We start from the raw sequence: 21,952 nt of genomic DNA, 5'->3' as shown, positions 1-21,952 counted from the left end.
TTTTAAGAAAGATAAAAATTATGTTGCTCGAATTATTTAAGTTTTTAGCAAAAGAGATCCATGGGTTTAATGTATTTAATTACATTACATTAAGAGCTGTGATGGCGACAATCACATCATTAGTTATTTCTTTCGCTTTTGGCCCTTGGCTAATCAAGAAACTTAATCAGTTCAATATAGGACAAGCTGTTAGATCAGATGGCCCCAAAGATCACTTAATTAAAACAGGCACACCCACAATGGGGGGTGGCTTGATATTGGTATCAATTATTGTATCGACATTACTTTGGGCGGACATAAGGAACAACTATATTTGGGTTTTGTTAATTGTCACGCTTGGTTTTGGCCTTATTGGATTTATTGATGATTTAAAAAAAGTTATTTATAAAGATCCGAATGGTATGAGTGCCGGGCAAAAATATTTGTGGCAATCAATTATAGGCCTTGGTGCATCTATATATCTTTGGTCTAACGCTGTTACACCCGAACAGACTTCGCTTATTCTTCCATTTTTTAAGGATGTAAGTTTTACGATGAGCGGACCTGCTTTTATACTTTTAAGTTATATCGTCATTGTAGGGAGCAGCAATGCAGTTAATCTTACAGATGGCCTCGATGGCCTAGCAATTATGCCGGCTGTATTAGTTGCAAGTGCTTTAGGGGTTTTTGCTTATGTTGCAGGTAATTATGTTATTGCTAAATATTTAGGCATTCCCTATATCAGCGGTGCTGGTGAGTTGGCTATATTTTGCACTGCAATGGCTGGTGCTGGTTTGGGATTTTTATGGTTTAACACTTATCCTGCGGAAGTATTCATGGGAGATTTAGGCGCACTTGCTCTAGGCGCTGCTATTGGCACAATTGCCGTGATTGTAAGACAGGAGATTGTTTTATTTATTATGGGCGGTATTTTTGTAGTCGAGACTTTTTCTGTTGCTATTCAAGTCATGTACTTTAAATATACTAAATTTAAATATGGTGTTGGTAAGCGAATTTTTCTTATGGCGCCACTTCACCATCACTATGAGAAAAAAGGCTGGAAAGAAACGCAGGTCGTTGTTAGATTTTGGATCATAACAATGATGCTTGTATTAATTGGGATCTCATCGCTAAAAATTAGATGAGCATCAATTTTAATAAAAAGAAAGTCTTGGTGATTGGTCTTGGAGAGACAGGGCAGTCCGCCCTACATTTTTTAGCAAACAAAGAATGCGATATTCAAGCTATTGATACAAGGCCAACAATTGATAATTTTGAGACGATAAAAGAAAAATTTAAAGACGTTAAATTTACGATCGGGAAAAAATTCAACGATACCATTATTCATGATGTTGAATTAATTATCATTAGCCCAGGTATGTCGTTGAAAGAAAGTTATATTCAAAAGGCATTAAATCAAGGCATACCTGTAATTGGTGATATTGAAATGTTTGCGCAAGTTAAATCTGTGAGTTCAAAAGTGATTGGCATTACAGGTTCAAATGGCAAAACGACAGTTACTTCACTTGTTGGGGATTTATTAAAAGCGGCCGGCATATCAACTATTGTCGGAGGAAATATTGGGATCCCTATATTAAATACTTTAAATCAAAAAGCGCCAGAGGTATATGTTCTTGAGTTATCCAGCTATCAGTTGGAATCGACATATTCATTAGCGCTCGAAACTGCTGCAGTCTTAAATATTTCAGAAGACCATATGGATCGATACGGATCCATGGAAGAGTATGCTAAAGCCAAGTATAGGATATTTAATCATGCTAAAAATATTATCTTAAATAGAGAAGACGATTATCTAAAATCTCAGATTAATGAAAGCTCTTTAACATTCGGAACTCATTTGGACGAGAAAAATTATGGCATTAAAAAAAATGGTAACCAATATTTCATCGCAAAAGGTAGCGCTGAAATTATTTCTTTAGAAGACATTAAACTTAAGGGTGAACATAACATTCTAAATGTAATGGCTGCTTTGGCTCTTTGTGAGCCATTTAATATTTCAAAAGATGTGATCAAAAAAGTACTAAGTCAATTTAACGCTCCCCCACATCGAGTCGAATATGTTAACTCTATATCAGGTATTGATTTTTATAATGATTCAAAAGGTACAAACGTTGGAGCAACGATTGCTGCTATTCAAAGCATGTCCAAGCCAATCTTACTGATTGCCGGAGGGGATGGCAAAAGTCAAAATTTTAAGCCATTAATAGGCCCATCTAAGGATAAAGTAAAAAATATTTCTTTGATTGGTAAGGACGCAAAAATAATACAAGAAGTATTTAAGGGTGGGGCCATTCCAACAAGTATTGAAAAAAATCTTGAATCAGCAATTATCAAATCATTTGAGCTTGCTAAAGCGGGAGATGTAGTTCTTCTCTCTCCAGCATGTGCAAGTACCGATATGTTTAAAAATTACGTACATCGCGGTGAAGTTTTTAAGGATTGCGTGAGTAAGTTAAAAAATAAATCATGATCGATAAATTTTCTAATAAATCGACAATAGATAAACCTTCTTTTGATCAAGGCCTTTTCTGGGTTTCATTAATATTAATTGCAATTGGCCTGATTATGGTTTATTCATCCTCAATTTCTTTTGCTGAATCTAGCAAATTAACTAAACATCAAAATTACTTTTTTTTATTAAGACAATCAATTTATATTTCATTGGGATTTGTTGTCGGATTTATTATTTTCCAAATTCCTATTCGCTGGTGGCAAAAGATGTCGCCTTATTTATTTATGGCAGGCATGGTCTTACTTATTCTTGTTCTCATTCCAGGTATTGGCCATGTTGTGAATGGAAGTAGGCGTTGGATTTCATTATTTGTATTTAATATGCAGCCCTCGGAATTTATGAAATTATTTACTGCTATGTACGCTTCAGATTATGTTTTAAGAAAATCAAAAGAAATTGGGAGTTTTCTGAAAGGGTTTCTTCCAATGGCAGCAGTGATTATGTTATTAGGAGCATTGTTATTGCTTGAACCAGATTTCGGAGCATTTGCTGTAATCTTAGTCATTGCAATGTGTACCTTAATTTTAGGTGGCATAGACAAAAAAATACTGATGGGCCTTTCCATTGTTGCACCTATTGGTATGGCAGCCTTAATTTATAGCTCTGACTATAGATACCAAAGATTAGTAGGTTTTTTTAATCCATGGGCTGACCCATATGGAAAAGGTTACCAGTTATCTCACGCTCTTATAGCTTTTGGTCGTGGCGAATTTTTTGGGGTAGGGTTAGGTGGTAGTGTCGAAAAATTACTTTATTTGCCCGAAGCACACACTGATTTTATTTTGGCTGTATTAGCTGAAGAATTTGGTTTCTTTGGTGTGCTTATTGTCATTGGATTATTCTCATGGCTTGTAATTAGAGCTTTTGGTATTGCTAAAGAAGCTATTATTAATGAGAGTTATTACTCAGCTCTGTTATCTCAAGGTATTGGCATTTGGTTTGGTACGCAAGGCATTATTAACATGGGTGTCAACATGGGGCTTCTTCCTACAAAAGGGTTAACCTTGCCACTCCTTTCTTACGGTGGTAGTGGTATTTTGGCCAATATGATTGCGCTTGCGATATTACTCAGAATTGATTGGGAAAATCGAAGAGGCTTAAGAGGAATTTAACTTAGTGAAACCCAATAAAAAAATATTGATTATCGCAGGAGGAACCGGAGGACATATCTATCCTGGAATTGCGATTGCCGATTATTTGAAAGCTAAAGGATACTCAATCACTTGGCTTGGAACTTCTCATGGCATGGAAAACAAGTTAATCGATAAAAAGCCTTATCAAAAAGCCATGATTGATATTAAAGGCGTCAGAGGCAAGGGCCTGTTAAATTGGGTAAAGCTTCCATTTATGCTTTTGATTGCGTTAATACAATGTGCAAAAGTAATTGAAAAAGAAAAGCCGGATGTGGCCATTGCTATGGGGGGCTATGTTTCATTTCCGGGTGGTCTTATGTCGAGGCTTATGGGTAAGCCACTCATTGTGCATGAACAAAACTCTATCCCAGGCCTAACTAATAGATTATTAGCAATAATCGCAACAAAAATATATTCCGCATTTCCAATTAAACTAATGCGTGCCTCTCAAAAAATTGGCAACCCAGTGAGAGATAACATTAGGCAAATTAAACCGCCAGCCCAGAGATTTAAAAATAGAAAAGGCCCTTTGAGGCTTCTTGTTGTGGGCGGTAGTTTAGGAGCTAAATTTTTTAACGATACGATTCCTTTAAGTGTTAAACAACTCAGCCCTAAGAATAGACCGGCGATTATTCATCAATCTGGTGAGAAGCACTTTGAAGAATTAAAAGCAAGTTATAAGGAAAGTGGAATTAAAGCCGATTGCAGGGCTTATTTGGATCACATTGAAAAATTATATGAATGGGCAGACCTTGTCATAGCTAGAGCTGGCGCACTCACGGTCTCTGAATTTTCGGCAGCAGGAATTCCTAGTATATTAGTGCCATTCCCTTTTGCAGTAGATAACCATCAGTTTTATAACGCAAAATACTTAAGTGATAAGAAGGCCGCACGACTTATAATTCAGGAGGAGCTCACAACCGAATCATTGAGAAGCATACTTCAAAGTATGACAAGAAATGAATGCTTAAAAATGGCAAAAGCTGCATTGGAAAATAAAGCAACTAAACCTGAAGAAGTTATTTATAAAGCCTGCGAGCGACTAATTAACAAATGAAACACAATATCAATCGAATTCATTTTGTAGGTATAGGCGGCTCAGGAATGAGTGGCATTGCAGAAGTGATGCACAATCTAGGCTATTTTGTTTCCGGCTCCGATATTCAGGAGTCACTAGTAACCTCAAGATTAAAAGAGATCGGTATTAAGATTTTTATTAATCATGCAGCAGACAACATTAAAGATGTTGATGTTTTAGTGATTTCTTCTGCAATCGATCAAGATAATCCAGAGTTAAAAGCTGCTATTACAAATAAAATACCAATTATGCCTAGGGCAGAAATGCTTTCAGAATTAATGCGCTTTAAAAAAGGTATTGCAGTAGCCGGCACTCATGGCAAAACAACCACCACGAGTTTAATCGCTTCCATTTTGGCCGAAGCTTCAATGGATCCTACTTATGTAATTGGCGGAAGACTTTCTTCCTTGAATGCAAATGCAAAATTAGGAAATGGTGAGTATATCGTGGTAGAAGCTGATGAGTCAGACGCATCATTTTTGCATTTGACACCTGTATATTCTATCGTGACAAATATTGATCAAGATCATATGGAAACATATGACAATGATTTTGAAAAACTTAAAAAAACATATATAGAATTCATACATCGATTACCTTTTTATGGCGTGGTAATTGTGTGTATCGATGATCCAGTTATCAAATCTATACTTCCTGAAATTTCTAGACCTATCATAACTTATGGTTTATCAAATGATGCAGATGTGCATGCTGAAGAAGTTTTAGCAGATGCAGGTAAAATGCATTTTAAAGTGACGATTAAACACACTGATGTTGTTAAAAAACCAATGACTTTAAATCTACCGGGCAAGCATTATGTTAGAAATGCATTGGCAGCAATAGCACTTGCAGACGAGCTCGAGATACCGATTTCAAAAACAATCGATGCATTAAAGCATTTTAAAGGTGTAGGCCGAAGATTCGAGACTTATAAAGATTTAATATTTGATAAAAAATCTTTTACTCTGGTTGATGATTATGGGCATCACCCGGTCGAAATTGAAGCAGTCCTTGACGCGGCGCGAGATGCATATCCAGGTAAATCGATCTATCTTGTTTTTCAGCCTCATCGCTACACCAGAACGAGAGATTGTTTTGATGAGTTTGTAAGGGTGCTTCAAAAAGCAGATAAAACACTTCTCACTGATATTTATTCGGCTGGCGAAAAAGTAATTCCAGGGGTAAGTTCCATAGCGATCATGGATAGTATGAATAAAATTATGAAAAAAGTTTCTTTTGAAAAAGATATTGCAGAGTTAGCTAAAACAGCGCTTCAACATATTGAACAAGATTCCATCTTAATTGTGATGGGCGCAGGCTCAATAGGAAGAGTGACGAAAGATATATTGAATATTGTGAAGTCATGACGAATGCAATGATATTAAAAAATGTGCCATTAACCAAATACAACAGTTGGCGGGTAGGCGGTGCTGCCGATGCTTTATTTATACCTAAAAATTTAGAAGATTTAAAAAATTTCTTAAAAGATGAACACTATTTAAAGCCGCTCACTTTTATTGGATTGGGATCAAATATTTTAGTGAGAGATGGGGGTATCCGGGGAACGGTTATTGTAATGCATGCAGCTTTAAATGAAATTCAAATGACTGATAAGGGCGTGTATGCAGAAGCAGGTAATACTTGCGCAAAAATTGCAAAAACTCTTGCTAGAGAGCATTACGTTGGCGGAGAATTTTTTGCTGGCATTCCAGGCACAGTCGGAGGAGCCTTGGCGATGAATGCCGGATGCTACGGTTCTGAAACATGGAATTATGTGACCCAGGTAAATATGATTGATGATAATGGCAATATAGTTACAAGATTAAGAGATGAATTTAAAATTTCTTACCGCGAAGTAATTAAGCCAAATACAAAAGAGTGGTTTGTAGGTGCCTGGTTTAATTTTAAAAAAGATATGGCAGGCGACCCAGAAGGTAAGATCAAGGAATATCTTAATCATAGGAAAAACACTCAGCCCCTTAATTGGCCAACAGCAGGTTCAACATTTAGAAATCCAAAAGATACTTTTGCAGCAAAACTCATTGAAGACTGCGGATTAAAAGGTTTTAGAGTTGGCAATGCTGAAGTTTCAGATAAACATGCCAATTTTATTATTAATTTAGGTAATGCGTCTGCAAAAGACATTGAAAATATTATTGACTATGTTGAATGCGAAGTCTTTAAAAGAAAAGGTATTAAGCTCGAAAGGGAAATTAAAATTTTAGGGGACTTTCTAGGTTGATGAATGAATTTGGAAAAGTTGCAGTGCTTATGGGTGGAGACTCTAATGAGAGAGCTGTTTCACTCCTCAGTGGCGATGCTGTATTTCGCGCTTTAAGCCGATTAGGCATTGATGCTGAAGCTTTTGATCCTTCAGTTAGAGATATTGAAGATATTAAAAGTTACGACAGAGTTTTTATAGCCTTACACGGAAGAGGCGGTGAAGATGGATCTATGCAAGCTTTTTTAAAGTCGAAAAATGTTGCATATACCGGAAGTGATTCCTTAAGTTCTGCCATTGGAATGGACAAACTTAAAACGAAATTATTATGGCGTTCATTAAACATTTCTACACCAGATTTTCTCCAGGTAACTGAGAAAACCTTATATGCAGAAATCGTTCATTCAATTGGATCACCATTTTTTATTAAACCATCAAATGAAGGTTCAAGTATAGGTATTGATAAGATAAAAAACGAACAACAATATAAAGAAGCTTTTTTAAAAACATCGAGGATTGATGCAAATGTAATCGTTGAGAAATTTGTGGACGGCGAAGAATATACAGTGGCTATTGTGGATGGTCAAACCCTTCCAGTCATTAAGATTAAGCCAAGCAATGAGTTTTATGATTACGAAGCAAAATATCTTAAAGATGACACGCAATATATTTGCCCTTCAGGGATAGAAAAAAATAAAGAAGCTTTAATAGCTCAAGAAGCTTTGGCGGCCTTCAACTCAATTGGGTGCTCTAGCTGGGGTCGTGTTGATTTTATGATGGATAAAAAAAGTGATCACTATTTTATAGAAGTGAATACGTCTCCTGGAATGACTAATCATAGTTTAGTTCCTATGGCTGCCAAGGAGATGGGCATAGATTTTGATCAATTAGTTTTGAAGATATTAAAAACCGCACATGTTAAATAACTATTTAAAAATTTATTGGTTAGGCAATTTAGTTTTTTTACTTAATATTATTTTGATACTTTTTTTAATTAGTTACCAATTTATGCATTTTGCTAAATTTCCAATTAGAGAAATTAAGGTAGTAGGGCAATATCAGCACCTTGATGAAGATCAGGTAAGTATGATTTCAGACCGATTTGTAAAAGGCAATTTTTTTTCACTAGATTTATATAGTACTAAAGAGGCATTTACAAAATTACCTTGGATAAGAAACGTAAGTTTAAAAAGAGTCTGGCCTGATCGATTGGAAGTGTTTGTCGAGGAGCATCAAGTTATAGGAAGGTGGGGAGCCATTGCCTTAGTGAATGAGAATGGTGAAATTTTTCATGGAGCATCTGATGAAGACCTCCCTTTATTTTTTGGACCAGAAGGTACCGAGAACTATATAGCACTGGAGTATAAAAAAATGCAAAGTATTTTAGATAAAAAACAATTAAAAATTGCGCAAGTCTCTCTATCTTCTCGGTACACTTGGGACATTAGAACCACTAATAATATGAAAATAATTTTAAGTAAAGATAATGTCGAAGAAAGTCTATCTCGCTTTATGGCTCAGTACGACAATATTTTGGCTTCAGTTAAGCGAATTGGCTCTGCCGACTTAAGATATCCAAATGGTTTTGCTATTAAGAAATCTACTGAACCAATCCAAAAGATTGATAGTGGTGAGAGGCCGCTTATATGATCAAACAAAAAGAAGAAAAAAATCTCATCGTAGGGCTTGATATTGGAACATCCAAAATTGTGGCTATTGTCGCTGAATTACAACCAGATGGTTTATTGAATGTGATCGGATTAGGTCAACATAGCTCAAAAGGATTAAAGAAGGGTGTGGTCATTAATATTGATGCCACTATGGAGGCGATTCAAAGAGCTATTGAAGAAGCGGAATTGATGGCAAATTGTAAGATTGCCGATGTTTATACTGGTATCGCAGGAAGCCATATAAAAAGTATAAATTCTCATGGGATGGTCAAAATTAAAGATGCTGAGGTCTCTCAATTAGACGTTGATAAAGTGATTGAAACTGCATGTGCTATTACACTCCCCAACGATCAACAAGTTCTACACATATTGACGCAAGAATATGTGATTGATGGGCAGGAAGATGTTAGACAGCCACTTGGTATGAGCGGTATGAAGTTAGAAGTGAAGGTTCATATTGTCACAGGCGCGATTGCAGCCGCGCAAAATATTGTTAAATGTATTAAGCGTTGTGGGCTTGAAGTGTCTGAATTAGTCCTTCAGCCTTTGGCTTCAAGCATGGCTGTCCTTACCGATGATGAAAAAGAATTGGGCGTTTGTTTGGTTGATATTGGAGGAGGTACAACTGATATCGCAGTATTAAGACATGGGTCTATTCGACATACGGCTGTGATTCCGATTGCAGGTGATCAGATAAATAATGATATTGCAGTAGCATTTAGAACACCTTTACCATCAGCAGAAGAGATAAAAATCAAACATGGTTACGCCGCAAGAAGCTTGGCTTCTGCTTCAGAGCAAATTGAAATTCCTGTAGTAGATGGAAAAGAATCTAAAACTATCTCAACACTTTCATTGGCAGAGGTCATTGAAGCTCGCCTAGTTGAGCTTTATGAACTTGTAGCTCACGAGTTGAAACGAAGCGGTATGGAAGATATGATAGCTTCTGGAATTGTGATTACTGGCGGATCATCATTGATGAAAGGTATGGTCAACCTTGGAGAAAGTGTATTTAGGATGCCGGTCAGAATTGGCACGCCCAGAAATGTAGGCGGTTTGTCTGAAGTTGTCGACAATCCAAGGTACTCAACAGGTATTGGGTTGTTACTGATGGGTAAGGGGCAGTTAGAGAAAGAAATGATGGATCAAATTGATGGTAATTCAATAAATCAAATCTTTATGAAAATGAAGAATTGGTTTCAAGGTAACTTTTAATTCTTGGAGATAGGATATGTTTGAAGTTGTTGATAGCAAGTCACAAAATGCCATCATAAAAGTCATTGGTGTCGGTGGCTGTGGCGGAAATGCTATTGATCATATGATCGATAAGAATTTAACAGGCGTTGAATTCATCTGTGCCAACACTGATATGCAAGCCCTGAAAAAAAGTCGGGCAAGCCATATATTGCAGATTGGTCAGGAGATGACCAAAGGTTTAGGCGCAGGGGCCAAGCCTGAAATTGGAAAACAAGCCGCTCTTGATGATAAAGAAAAAATTATTAGCTCTATTAAAGGTGCTGATATGTTATTTATTACAGCAGGGATGGGAGGCGGAACTGGTACCGGCGCTGCACCTGTAATTGCACAAATTGCAAAAGAATTAGGTATTTTAACTATTGCAGTTGTGACTAAACCTTTTTTATTTGAAGGTAAAAGAACAGCGATTGCTACTGATGGTATTAATGAATTAGTTCAGCATGTAGATTCTCTAATTGTTATTCCAAATGAAAAGTTAATGGAAGTTTTAGGTGAACACATCCCATTCTTAGAAGCCTTTAATGCAGCGAATGATGTTCTCCATAACGCGGTTTCAGGTATTTCAGAAATTATTAATAGCCCAGGGTTGGTAAATGTTGATTTCGCTGACGTTAAAACTGTTATGAGTGAAATGGGAATGGCGATGATTGGTTCTGGTGTTGCTCAGGGTGAACATCGAGCATATAAAGCCTCTCAAGCTGCAGTTGCAAGTCCTCTTTTAGAGGATGTGAATTTAGTAAATGCGCGCGGTGTATTAGTAAATATCTCTGCAAGTAGTAAATTTACACTCAAGGAATACCATGAAGTTATGGAAACGATTAAGCAATTTGCAGCTATTGATTCCACAGTGATCGTCGGTAATGTAATTGACGAGGCAATGGGAGACTCTATTCGAGTTACTGTTGTAGCGACAGGACTAGCTCAAAACGTAAAACAAAGGATGCCCCGAATCGAACCTAGATCTATGATGCAAAATAAACAAAGCACGACCCAAGAAGAGCCATCTCTAGATGACGAACCAGATGTATTTAGCTCTAATGAAAATAGGGCTCAAGTTGAAATCATGAAAATGTCAGGTATGGAAGAATATGATATTCCTGCATTTTTGAGAAAAAAAGGCGAGTAAGTACTCAATGATTAAACAAAGAACTATTCAAAAATCTGTGCAGACTTCTGGTGTCGGCCTTCATAATGGTGAAAAAGTGACTATGACTTTAAAGCCTGCCGAAGCGGATCAAGGCATTGTCTTTAGAAGAGTTGATCAAAAGAAAAGTAATGAGATAAAAGTAAGCCCTGATGCTGTGAAAGATACCAAAATGTGTTCAGCTATTGGTCAAGATACTTCGCGTGTAGCTACCGTTGAACATTTAATGTCTGCATTATCAGCCACAGGTGTCGATAACATTATTATTGAACTGAATGGACCTGAAGTGCCCATTATGGATGGAAGCTCAATACCGTTTATTTATCTTCTTCAAACAGCGAAGCTTAAAGAACTAGATGCTGCGAAAAAATTTGTCTTGATTAACGATGTAATTGAAGTAAAAGATAAAGACAAGTGGGCGAGGTTTGAGCCATACGATGGATTTAAAATTGATTTTACTATCGATTTTCCCCATCCCGTGTTTGATACATCTACCAACAAAGTCGCTTTGGACTTTTACGATGAATCCTATATCACAGAAATTAGTCGAGCACGTACATTTGGATTTATGCAGGAAGTTGAATACTTAAGATCTAATGGTTTAGCTAGAGGTGGCTCACTCGATAATGCGATTGTCTTAGATGAGTACAAAATTATTAATACAGACGGATTACGATACAACGACGAGTTTGTGAGACATAAAATACTTGATGCTGTCGGCGATTTATACATGTTAGGCTACTCAATCATAGGTAATTTCAAAGCATACAAATCTGGCCATGAATTGAATAACAAATTATTACTTGCATTACTTTCAAATAAGAAATGCTGGAGCTTAACAACATTAGATAGCCAAGATCCCAAGACTTCTAATTTAGCAATGCGTTATGCTAATTCTAAGAATGGAATTTTAAATCAAGAAATGGCAGGAGTTTATCAATGAATATTTTAAGACTTTTTATATTTTTATTGCTTGCAATATTAGTTGTATTTACATTTTTGTATCTAAATACAAAGAATAAGAAATATTTGAAGTATTTAAAACTTACTACAAATGTCACATTAATTTTAATTCTTATATTTATCTTAAGAATGCTTTAATTTCGAATTGGCTAATTCAAAAAAAACAATTGCAATTTTTGGAGCGTCAGGATTTTTAGGGTCCAGCCTCGTTTTAGCTCTAAGCCAATCTAATCACAATTTAAAATTATTCTCTAGAAATAAAGAAAAAATTAAATTATGGACCGTCAATCCATATGTTCAAATATTTGACTTGGATTTAGATAATCTTGCGCAAGTAAAAAAAGATTTAAAAAAGACAGATGTTGTAATTAACCTTTTAGGTATTCTTCACCAGTCTAAAAAAGAGACTTTTGAGAATATTCACCATATTTGGCCAGATCATTTGGCAAAAGTCATGAAAGATTTAGGTATTAAGCGATTGCTTCATGTAAGCGCGTTAGGTGCAAGTAGCAATGCTCCGAGTTTATATCTTAAATCTAAAGCTCTTGGCGAGTCTGAATTGTTTAAACAAAAAGATCTAAACGTAACTATATTAAGACCGTCTATCATCTTCGGGGCAAAAGATAACTTTATTAATATGTTTAGAATTCTTGTGAAGTGGCTGCCAGGAATAGTTCTTTTGTCACCTCAATCTAAATTTCAACCCATTTTTATTGAGGATGTATCAAAAATTCTAATTAAGACACTTTTTGATAAAAAGACATACGGCAACATTTATGATCTTGGTGGGCCTGATATTTATTCACTTAAAGATATTATTCGTCTTATTATTCGATCAGAGAAATTGACTCGGCTAATCATCCCTCTCAATAGAAGCCTTTCATATCTATTTGCTTTAAGTATGGAAATGATGCCAATTAAAATATTGACGCGCGACAATTGGAGATCTATGCAAGTTGATAATGTAGTGAATCCAAAACGCGCAATCTCTTACCGATATTCTTTAGAGCGCTTAGAGCATTACCTATGTAATAAGAAAAATAGACCTCTAGCGCGGTCAAAATATGATGTTTATAGAAGTAAATCTGGAAGATAAATGAAAGTATATCTTGTAGGTGGAGCTGTTCGGGATCAAATTATGGGCTTATCTGTTAAAGATAAAGACTATGTAGTTGTAGGATCGACTTCAGAAGAAATGGTGAAGTTAGGTTATAAGCCTGTAGGCAAAGATTTCCCTGTTTTCTTGCATCCTAAAACACATCAAGAATATGCATTGGCAAGAACGGAGCGTAAAGTTTCAAAAGGGTATAAGGGTTTTAAAGTTTACGCTTCAAAAGAGGTGACGCTAGAAGAAGATCTGCAACGACGAGATCTTACAATTAATGCGATAGCAAAAGACAAAAAAGGACAGTTTGTTGATCCCTTTGGTGGCATGAAAGATATTAAAAATAGAGTGTTACGCCATGTGAGCCCTGCCTTTGTGGAAGATCCAATTCGAGTGTTACGTATCGCCAGATTTTCTGCTCGATTTTACAAGTTTAAAATTCATCCCAAGACAGAAGCATTGCTCAAGAAGATTGTAAAAAATAAAGAAATCGAAACTGTAGCGTCTGAAAGAGTCTGGCATGAATTTTCAGTTGGTTTTACAGAGAAAAAATCCTATTTGATGCTTGATGTGCTTAACCGATGTGGTGCTCTTAAATTAATACTACCAGAATTAGATTATCAAAAAAATAAAAACTCAATTAAAAAAAGTTTAGAGTATGCAGCTAAAAAAAAATACTCAAATGATATTAGAGCAGCCATATTTTTTATGTATACCTACCCTTTAAAAGTCAGCACTAAATGTAATGACAAAATTTATATGAGACTTTCTATACCGAATGCCGTAAAAAAATTAGTAGAAAAGGTAATATTTAATCTATCTGAATTGAAGCAATTTCAAAAACTTAAACCGCGTCAAGTTTTAGATTTGATCTACAAAATGGATTTATTTAGGAATCCGGACATTCTTCCAGACGTAATGTGCATTTTCGAGGCTTATATCGAAGGCCAGCAAAGTCAGAAAAAAACAGCACAGACTGCTTTGAAATTATTACAAAAGTATTTGAAACGCCTTAATAAATTAAATCTTGGCTCTATTAGCCAAAATAAAAGTGGCGTCGATATTAAGGCTGCTATTTATGAAGCGCGACTTGCTGAATTGGTCAAGCTTATCTAGCTTGACTGAGTAAGCTGAGTAATTTTTGTAATTCGTTTATTTACAAAAATTGTTTTTTTATTCTGTCTTGAGACTAATATTGTTTTCATGCCTATCTTGTATGCTGTTTTTAAATTAGCAAGATCATCTTCTACCATTGTGCATTGATAAGCCTTTTTTCCGAGATGCCTTAAAATTTTCCTAAACGCAATGAGAGAAGGTTTTGGATTATATTTCGTTGACTCAATGCTATAAATTGCTGAAAAATATTTTTCAATGTTTAATGATTTAATAATTGCTATTGCATAATGGAGAGGGGCATTTGTAAAAACAATCTTTTTACCCCTGAGTTTCTTTAAAGTATTTTTTAAGGCGTGAGATTGCTTAACGAATTTAGAAAGTTCATATGCATCGTGTGTTTTCAGTAAAAATTCTTTTGGATCGACACCGTGAATTCCCATGAGCCCCTTCAAAGTCGCACCATAGACTTTCCAATATTGGTCCCGAATTTCATGTGCAGCATCATTGCTAATATTAAGTTTTTGACTTACATATGTAGTCATAGACTGATTAATGCGTGGAAATATTTTAGAACTTGCGTCATGGAGCGTGTCATCTAAATCAAAAATCCAAATTTTTGACAATTATTTTGCCTTAATTAAAGTGCCTACACCCTCGTCAGTTAGTACTTCTAATAAAAGCGCGTGCTGCACCCTGCCATCAATTATATGAACACTTTTTACTCCGCTTCTTGCAGCGTCAAGGGCTGAACTTATTTTAGGAAGCATACCGCCTGATAATGTTCCATCTTCTACAAGCTTATCTATCTCATTCGGTGTTAATCCCGTAAGAAGTGAACCTTTTTTGTCTAGAACACCTGGTGTATTTGTAAGTAGGATTAATTTTTCAGCGTTTAATACTTCAGATAATTTTCCTGCGACGAGATCGGCATTAATATTATAAGTCTCTCCATTTGCTCCTACTCCAATTGGTGCTATGACAGGAATAAAATCTCCCTCATCTAAAAAATTAATAATACTAGGATTGATTGATGCAATTTCCCCTACATGACCAAGATCAATTGTTTTGTTAGGATCTGTATCATTTTGTACAATGAGTTTTTTAGCGTGAATAAAATTTCCATCTTGGCCGGTGAGACCCACCGCTTTTCCGCCATGTCTATTGATGAGATTTACAATCTCTTTATTCACCTGGCCACCTAAAACCATTTCTACTATGTCCATAGTTTCAGCATCAGTTACCCTCATGCCTTGAATAAACTCACCTTTTTTACCAAGCTTATCGAGATGTTCATCTATTTGAGGACCGCCACCATGAACAACAACGGGGTTCATGCCAACTAATTTTAAAAGTACGACGTCGCTAGCAAATGACTGCTTTAAATTTTCGTCGACCATGGCATTTCCACCATACTTAATGACGATGGTTTTGCCAAAGAATTTTTTGATGTACGGTAAAGCCTCACTTAATATTTTGGCTTTGTGTTCCGGTTGGATATTTTGACTCATTTTTATGCCTATAGTTTTTTTATGATTTTAAAGCTTTTTAATAAAAAATTTTGAATTTCTTTGTGGCAAATAAGACTCTATTCTTTTTTTAGGAAGCTTTTGAATATTCTCTTCTTTAAAACCTTTCTCAATGAACCAATGCTCAGTTCTTGTTGTTAAGGCAAATAGATATTTATAATTTCTTTGTCGCGCAAGTTCTTCGCAATAATTATAGAGCTTTGACCCAAAGCCTTTAGACTGGTAATTTTTGTTAATAGCAAAGCATGCAAATTCAACATGGTCATCATAAGAATATAAAGCTGCACAACCGATAATTTTATTATCATGCTCGATCACTAAAAAGTTTTCTATCTCATGATCAATTCTTTCTCTGCCTCTTTTAACAAGATACCCTCCAGCCTCCAGTGGATTAATTAGCTTATGAATTCCTTTAACGTCGTTATGTGAAGCTGGCCTAATAGTATCTAGAGCTTTTTCGGTAATAACTGTTCCTACACCTTCATCTGTAAATAATTCTTGCAGAATCGCACCATCAATATGCCTATTAATGAGATGAATTTTATTTATACCTGCTTCAGAAGCTTTAATAGCAATTTCAAGAAGATCTAACTCATTGGAGTTGATATTAATAAGCTCATGTTTTTTTGGATTATTTTTTGAAGTGCTTTTATAAAGATTAATTGCCTTTTCTAATGTCATCTCATGCAGAAGTTCATTCCTTAGATTAAAAATACCATCGGAATCTATAAGAAGAATAAGTTTATCCGCTTCTAAAGCTATAGAGGTTTTGAGGGCTACATCTTCCATTGTGAGATTAAATACTTCACCTGTAGGCGAATAACCGATGGGTGAGATCACTACTAATTCTTTGTTGTCTAATTTTTTCTTGATGGCAGCGCTGTCAATTTTTCTTACTTCCCCTGTATGTTGCATATCGATACCATCAATTACACCCAAAGGTTTTGCAGTAATAAAATTTCCGCTAGAGACTTTAATATCACTACCCGCCATAGGCGAGTTTAAAAGACTTGAAGAAAGTGTTGATTCAATATTGATCTTAATCAGACCATTAGCTTCTTTAACAGCTTCCATACTTAAATCATCAGTGACTCGAACATTTCTTACAAGCTGAGTTGAAATTTTTCTCTCTTTTAGCTTCTGGTCGATTTGAGGTCTTGCCCCATGAACGAGGATAATTTTGACATTTAAGCAAGTTAATAAGTTGATGTCGTGAGAGAGAGCGGTAAACTGATCTTCATCAAGAAGCTCCCCGCCAAAAGCAATAACAAATGTTTTATTGCTAAAAGTATTGATATACGGGGCCGCTAATCTAAACCATCTTGCAAATGTTTGGCTATCTAGTTTTGGAATATTGTTTGCAGGCACGTTATTTTGAAAAAGACTGGAGGGGGCACAATTAAGCGCTTCACATATTTTTAATAATTGCGCTTCACCTATATTTTGCTCGCCCCTTTCTATTCTAGAAAGATTACCGGGGTCGCTCGCAATTTTTTTTGCTAATGCCTGCAGGGTGAACCCTAGAGACTTCCTTCTTTTTCTGATTGCTGCGCCAAGAGACATAGGTTTATAATTTGCTTAAAATGCATATTTTACATGTATTTTTATAAAAAAATCAAAAATTTTGCGTTTTATGCAAAATCACCCCATAAATTTTGCATAATCGATAGTGCTACGACGGAGGCGGTTTCCGTTCTTAGAACTCTCTTGCCAAAATTTACTGGAACGAATGAGCTACTTAAAGCTAAATTCATTTCTTTTTCTGAAAAGCCGCCCTCAGGTCCCACCATAAAAACAACAGGAGAAGAAGGTTTTTCTAAATGATTGATATTTTGAGCTTTCGCTGGCGTAAGGATTAACTTCAAACTGTTAGCTATTTGGTTTTGATTACTGAGCCATTGGACTATGTGAATCGGACTTAAAATATCCGGAATGATACTTCGCCCGGTTTGTTCGCAGGCTGAAATAGCAACAGTTCTCCAGTGCTCAAGTTTTTTATCTGCTCTTTCACGGTCAAGCTTAACAATAGATCGTTCAGTCAATAGAGGCTGTATGGATTGGATACCAAGCTCAACCGCTTTTTGAATAATCCAGTCCATTTTATCTCCAGCTGCAAGACCTTGTGCGAGGGTAATTTTTAAGGGTGACTCATGATTCACTTGATACCTATCGATAATCTCAACAGAAGTTTTATGCTTAGATAATTCAATTACTTTTGCGACATAATCATAACCGTCACCATTAAAGAGTGCGAATTGATCGCCCACCTTTAATCTTAAAACTTTTGTAGCATGGATATGTGTCTGCGCAATTAACTCAACGACATGTTTGAGTTCTAGCTTTTCGGAGTGGTAAAATCGATTTTCTTCCATACTCAATTCTATTAAAAAGATAAGCTATATTAAGGCATAAAACATGGTTAGTTTAAATACTCCACTTTGCGATTTTGGTTGGAAAGCGATCGATTTTAATTTGCAGGGGGTCGATGATACCTTTTGGAACCTAGAAAAATCAAAAGGGGCTAATGGTTTGCTTATCATGTTCATATGTAACCACTGCCCATATGTGAAAGCAATTTTGTCAAGACTGGTGAAAGATGTTCGAGCACTAAAAGATCTCGGCATTGAAACGGTTGCCATTCAAAGTAATGACACTGAGAATTATCCTGAAGATTCATTTGAGAATATGAAACTCGTTGCGCATCAATTTAACTTTCCTTTTCCTTACGCAATTGATCACAATCAAGAAACTGCGCGTTCCTATAATGCTATTTGTACACCTGATTTTTTTGGTTTTAATCGTAATCTAGAACTGCAATATCGTGGCCGCTTCGATGCAACTGGTCGAGGAGAGCCGCCACCCAATAATACGCGAGATTTATATGAGGCAATGCTTCTTGTTGCTAAGACCCAGCAAGGCCCTGTTGACCAAAAATCGAGTATAGGTTGCTCAATCAAATGGCGAGAATGAAAAGCATTTAGCTCAAATAATCAAGGGGCAAAAAGACCCTATTCACCTTGCTGAAAAGGGGTATTTAAGCAATAATTTAGGTAAAAATAACATCAATTTTTTAACTTTACATTTAGTACGCAAATACTTAAAAAATATTTGTAATGCTGTCAATTTCGGGAGGCAATAATGGCAACACGTCAAGATTTAGCTAACGCGATTCGTGCGTTATCAATGGATGCAGTTCAAAAAGCAAACTCAGGTCACCCAGGCGCGCCTATGGGTATGGCTGAAATTGCCGAAGTTTTATGGAATCATCATTTACAACATAACCCTTCTAATCCAAACTGGGCTAATCGTGATCGTTTTATTCTTTCAAATGGACATGGTTCGATGTTGATTTATTCATTACTTCATCTCACAGGTTACGATTTGCCAATGGATGAAATCAAAACATTTCGTCAACTTCATTCTAAATGTGCAGGCCACCCCGAATACGGTTATGCACCAGGTGTAGAAACAACCACAGGACCTTTAGGACAAGGCATAAGCAATGCGGTAGGTTTTGCAATGGCAGAAAAATTACTCGCTAACCAATTTAATAAACCTAATCATAAAATTGTAGATCACCACACATATGTATTTTTAGGTGATGGTTGCATGATGGAAGGTGTTTCTCATGAGGCTTCTGCCCTTGCAGGAACATGGGGCCTTGGAAATTTAATTGCATTCTGGGATGACAATGGAATTTCTATCGATGGCCACATCGAAGGTTGGTATACAGACGATACAGCTAAACGTTTCGAATCATATGGTTGGCATGTAATTCCAAATGTAGATGGCCATGATTTTGAAGCCATTAACAAAGCAGTAGAAGCAGCAAAGAAAATAACAGACAAGCCATCATTAATTTGTTGCAAAACTATTATTGGCAAAGGCTCACCTAATAAATCTGGATCACATGATTGTCATGGATCAGCATTAGGTGATGCTGAAGTCGCAGCTACAAGAGAAGCCATTGGTTGGAAGCACGATCCTTTTGTAATTCCTGAAGACGTATATGCAGGATGGAGCGCTAAAGATAAAGGTGCTAAAGCTGAAGCAGCATGGAATGATAAATTCGCGGCTTATGAAAAAGAATTTCCAGATTTAGCTGCTGAATTTAAACGTCGCATGAAAGGCGATCTTCCAAAAAATTGGAAAGCATCAACTGATGCCATGATTAAATCAGTAAATGAAAAAGCTGAAGTATTAGCGACACGTAAAGCCTCACAAAACGCTATTGCTGCGCTTGCGCCAATATTGCCAGAATTTGTTGGTGGTTCAGCAGACTTAACAGGGTCTAACTTAACAAGCTGTTCATCATTCCAGCATGTAAGCGGCAAAACACCAGGCAATTATATTTCTTATGGCGTACGTGAATTTGGTATGGCAGCTATTATGAATGGCATGGCCCTTCATGGCGGTGTGCTTCCATTCGGTGGCACTTTCCATATATTTACAGACTATATGAAGAATGGCATGAGAATGGCAGCGCTTATGAAACAAAGAGTGATCTATGTTTTAACGCATGACTCCATTGGTCAAGGTGAAGACGGACCAACACATCAACCGATCGAAACTACCTCAGGTCTTCGTTACATTCCTAGAATGGATGTATGGAGACCAGCAGACTCAACTGAAACAGCAGTAGCATGGGTAGTTGCAGTGGAAAGTATTCATAACCCAACAAGCTTAGTATTAAGCAGACAAAATACTTCATTTACAAAAAGAACTGATGCGCAAATTGATTTAATTCGCAAAGGCGCTTATGTATTATCAGAAGCTGAAGGCGGCAAGGCAGATATCATTCTGATAGCAACTGGATCAGAAGTCGATCTTGCATTGAAATCACAAGCGGCATTAAAAGAGCAAAATATCAAAGCACGTGTTGTTTCTATGCCATCAACAAATGTATATGATCGCCAAGATCAGGCATACAAAGATAGCGTATTAACTAAAGGTGTAAAACGTGTATCGATTGAAGCGGGTGTGACCGACTTCTGGAGAAAATATATTGGTTTAGACGGCGCAGCTGTTGGTATCGATACATTTGGCGAATCAGCTCCTGGCGGCGCATTATTTAAACACTTTGGATTTACAGTAGAAAATGTTGTTTCAACTGTTAAATCAATTCTGTAATTATTATTGAGTAAGTTTAATAAGGCATCTCAATTTTGAGATGCCTTATTTTTTACCGAGGAAATCTTTATGGCAGTTAAGATAGCAATCACAGGATTTGGAAGAATAGGCCGTTTAATATTAAGAGCGATTTATGAGTTAAATCATCAAGATATTAAAGTAGTTGCTATTAATTCGAGTCGGGGTGATGCAGCATCTAATGCTCATTTATTAAAATACGATAGCGCGCATGGAAAATTTAATGCTGATATCAAAACCAATGACCATGAAATTATTATAAATGGTGATGTTATTAAATTTTATAGCACAAGAAATCCTGAAGACTTACCTTGGGGCGAATTAAATGTAGACGTGGTTATGGAATGTACCGGCGCTTTTACTAGTAAAGAAAAATCCAACATACATTTGAAACAAGGCGCTAAGAAAGTATTGATTTCTTCCCCGGGAGATAAAGATGTTGATGCAACTATTGTTTATGGCGTAAACCATCTCACTTTAAAAGCTTCTGACCTTATTGTTTCTAATGCTTCTTGCACAACGAATGGCTTGGCGCCAATGGTAAAACCATTGCATGAAAAACTGGGGATTGTCACAGGACTTATGACAACCATTCACTCATATACAAACGACCAATATTTAAATGACAATCAACATAAAGATCTAAGAAGAGCGCGTTCTGCAACAGCCTCTATGATTCCTACCAAAACAGGTGCCGCAGAGAGCGTTGCATTAGTCATACCTGAATTAAAAGGTAAGCTTGATGGTATTGCAATTAGAGTACCCACATTAAATGTATCATTAGTAGAGCTTACTTTCACACCTAAAAAAGCGACATCAAAAGAAGAAGTAAATCGCATCATGAAAGAAGCGGCCAACCAAGGCGTATTAAAAGATATATTAATTTACAATGACGAGCCATTGGTATCTGTTGATTTCAATCACACGGAAGCCTCATCTCATTTTGATGCTAATCTCACCAAAGTGAGTGAGGATGGATTGCTCGTAAAAGTTTTTGGATGGTATGACAATGAGTGGGGTTTTAGCTGTCGAATGATTGATACAGCTTTGGCTATGATTGCTGCCAAATAATATTTGAT

At 36.3% G+C, this 21,952-nt stretch carries 20 protein-coding genes; 16 read left to right on the top strand and 4 right to left on the bottom strand.

The window, feature by feature from the left end:
* Positions 1 to 20 precede the first annotated feature (20 nt).
* The 13 genes from mraY (at position 21) to FIT79_RS05400 (ending at position 14,199) form a co-directional block, all read left to right on the top strand.
* Positions 21 to 1,124: a phospho-N-acetylmuramoyl-pentapeptide-transferase gene (mraY, locus tag FIT79_RS05460; protein ID WP_139870629.1), complete on the top strand. Its 1,104-nt coding sequence runs from the start codon at positions 21 to 23 to the stop codon at positions 1,122 to 1,124.
* Positions 1,121 to 2,470, top strand: coding sequence for a UDP-N-acetylmuramoyl-L-alanine--D-glutamate ligase (murD, locus tag FIT79_RS05455; protein WP_139868344.1), 1,350 nt, complete (start codon positions 1,121 to 1,123; stop codon positions 2,468 to 2,470). Before mraY ends, murD begins: the two co-directional genes overlap by 4 nt.
* Complete coding sequence (ftsW, locus tag FIT79_RS05450; RefSeq protein ID WP_139868342.1) at positions 2,467 to 3,624, top strand: putative lipid II flippase FtsW; 1,158 nt, start codon at positions 2,467 to 2,469, stop codon at positions 3,622 to 3,624. Before murD ends, ftsW begins: the two co-directional genes overlap by 4 nt.
* Before the next feature lie 4 nt (positions 3,625 to 3,628).
* Complete coding sequence (gene murG, locus FIT79_RS05445; RefSeq protein WP_139868340.1) at positions 3,629 to 4,702, top strand: undecaprenyldiphospho-muramoylpentapeptide beta-N-acetylglucosaminyltransferase; 1,074 nt, start codon at positions 3,629 to 3,631, stop codon at positions 4,700 to 4,702.
* Complete coding sequence (gene murC / locus FIT79_RS05440) at positions 4,699 to 6,090, top strand: UDP-N-acetylmuramate--L-alanine ligase (protein ID WP_139875891.1); 1,392 nt, start codon at positions 4,699 to 4,701, stop codon at positions 6,088 to 6,090. Before murG ends, murC begins: the two co-directional genes overlap by 4 nt.
* Before the next feature lie 8 nt (positions 6,091 to 6,098).
* A complete protein-coding gene (murB, locus tag FIT79_RS05435; protein ID WP_262982042.1) occupies positions 6,099 to 6,965 on the top strand; it encodes a UDP-N-acetylmuramate dehydrogenase in 867 nt (288 codons plus the stop codon).
* Positions 6,965 to 7,870: a D-alanine--D-alanine ligase gene (locus FIT79_RS05430; protein WP_139870623.1), complete on the top strand. Its 906-nt coding sequence runs from the start codon at positions 6,965 to 6,967 to the stop codon at positions 7,868 to 7,870. Before murB ends, FIT79_RS05430 begins: the two co-directional genes overlap by 1 nt.
* On the top strand, positions 7,860 to 8,594 hold the full coding sequence (locus FIT79_RS05425) for a cell division protein FtsQ/DivIB (protein ID WP_139868332.1): 735 nt from the start codon (positions 7,860 to 7,862) through the stop codon (positions 8,592 to 8,594). The genes FIT79_RS05430 and FIT79_RS05425 overlap by 11 nt, the downstream gene beginning before the upstream one ends.
* A complete protein-coding gene (gene ftsA / locus FIT79_RS05420; RefSeq protein WP_139870622.1) occupies positions 8,591 to 9,829 on the top strand; it encodes a cell division protein FtsA in 1,239 nt (412 codons plus the stop codon). The genes FIT79_RS05425 and ftsA overlap by 4 nt, the downstream gene beginning before the upstream one ends.
* 16 nt (positions 9,830 to 9,845) lie before the next feature.
* A complete protein-coding gene (ftsZ, locus tag FIT79_RS05415; RefSeq protein ID WP_139870621.1) occupies positions 9,846 to 10,997 on the top strand; it encodes a cell division protein FtsZ in 1,152 nt (383 codons plus the stop codon).
* A gap of 7 nt (positions 10,998 to 11,004) precedes the next feature.
* On the top strand, positions 11,005 to 11,958 hold the full coding sequence (gene lpxC, locus FIT79_RS05410) for a UDP-3-O-acyl-N-acetylglucosamine deacetylase (protein WP_139875889.1): 954 nt from the start codon (positions 11,005 to 11,007) through the stop codon (positions 11,956 to 11,958).
* A 165-nt stretch (positions 11,959 to 12,123) separates the two neighbouring features.
* Entirely contained in the window at positions 12,124 to 13,074 is a 951-nt protein-coding gene (locus tag FIT79_RS05405; RefSeq protein ID WP_139868324.1) for a complex I NDUFA9 subunit family protein, read from the top strand.
* The gene (locus FIT79_RS05400; RefSeq protein ID WP_139875888.1) at positions 13,075 to 14,199 is read left to right on the top strand and encodes a tRNA nucleotidyltransferase/poly(A) polymerase-related protein; all 1,125 of its coding nucleotides are present in this window, start codon (positions 13,075 to 13,077) and stop codon (positions 14,197 to 14,199) included.
* Here FIT79_RS05400 and FIT79_RS05395 read toward each other — a convergent pair.
* The 4 genes from FIT79_RS05395 to FIT79_RS05380 form a co-directional block, all read right to left on the bottom strand.
* Entirely contained in the window at positions 14,196 to 14,822 is a 627-nt protein-coding gene (locus tag FIT79_RS05395) for a pyrimidine 5'-nucleotidase (RefSeq protein ID WP_139875887.1), read from the bottom strand. The two genes, FIT79_RS05400 and FIT79_RS05395, sit on opposite strands and share 4 nt — an antisense overlap.
* Entirely contained in the window at positions 14,823 to 15,707 is an 885-nt protein-coding gene (gene argB, locus FIT79_RS05390) for an acetylglutamate kinase (protein ID WP_139868318.1), read from the bottom strand.
* Between the two features lie 27 nt (positions 15,708 to 15,734).
* Entirely contained in the window at positions 15,735 to 17,288 is a 1,554-nt protein-coding gene (argA, locus tag FIT79_RS05385) for an amino-acid N-acetyltransferase (RefSeq protein ID WP_139875886.1), read from the bottom strand.
* A gap of 68 nt (positions 17,289 to 17,356) precedes the next feature.
* On the bottom strand, positions 17,357 to 18,097 hold the full coding sequence (locus FIT79_RS05380; RefSeq protein ID WP_139874794.1) for a 16S rRNA (uracil(1498)-N(3))-methyltransferase: 741 nt from the start codon (positions 18,095 to 18,097) through the stop codon (positions 17,357 to 17,359).
* Positions 18,098 to 18,140: 43 nt separating this feature from the next.
* Here FIT79_RS05380 and FIT79_RS05375 point away from each other — a divergent pair, with 43 nt between their 5' ends.
* The 3 genes from FIT79_RS05375 (at position 18,141) to gap (ending at position 21,944) form a co-directional block, all read left to right on the top strand.
* A complete protein-coding gene (locus FIT79_RS05375) occupies positions 18,141 to 18,695 on the top strand; it encodes a thioredoxin family protein (RefSeq protein WP_139875885.1) in 555 nt (184 codons plus the stop codon).
* A 168-nt stretch (positions 18,696 to 18,863) separates the two neighbouring features.
* Entirely contained in the window at positions 18,864 to 20,855 is a 1,992-nt protein-coding gene (gene tkt / locus FIT79_RS05370; RefSeq protein ID WP_139871998.1) for a transketolase, read from the top strand.
* Between the two features lie 69 nt (positions 20,856 to 20,924).
* On the top strand, positions 20,925 to 21,944 hold the full coding sequence (gap, locus tag FIT79_RS05365) for a type I glyceraldehyde-3-phosphate dehydrogenase (RefSeq protein ID WP_139871996.1): 1,020 nt from the start codon (positions 20,925 to 20,927) through the stop codon (positions 21,942 to 21,944).
* The last annotated feature ends 8 nt before the right edge of the window (positions 21,945 to 21,952 follow it).

Origin of the sequence: Candidatus Methylopumilus universalis, from assembly GCF_006365315.1 — a bacterium.
Lineage (GTDB): Bacteria > Pseudomonadota > Gammaproteobacteria > Burkholderiales > Methylophilaceae > Methylopumilus > Methylopumilus universalis.
The sequence above is the reverse complement of the archived record's forward strand: the minus strand, read 5'-3'. Positions and strand labels throughout refer to the sequence as shown.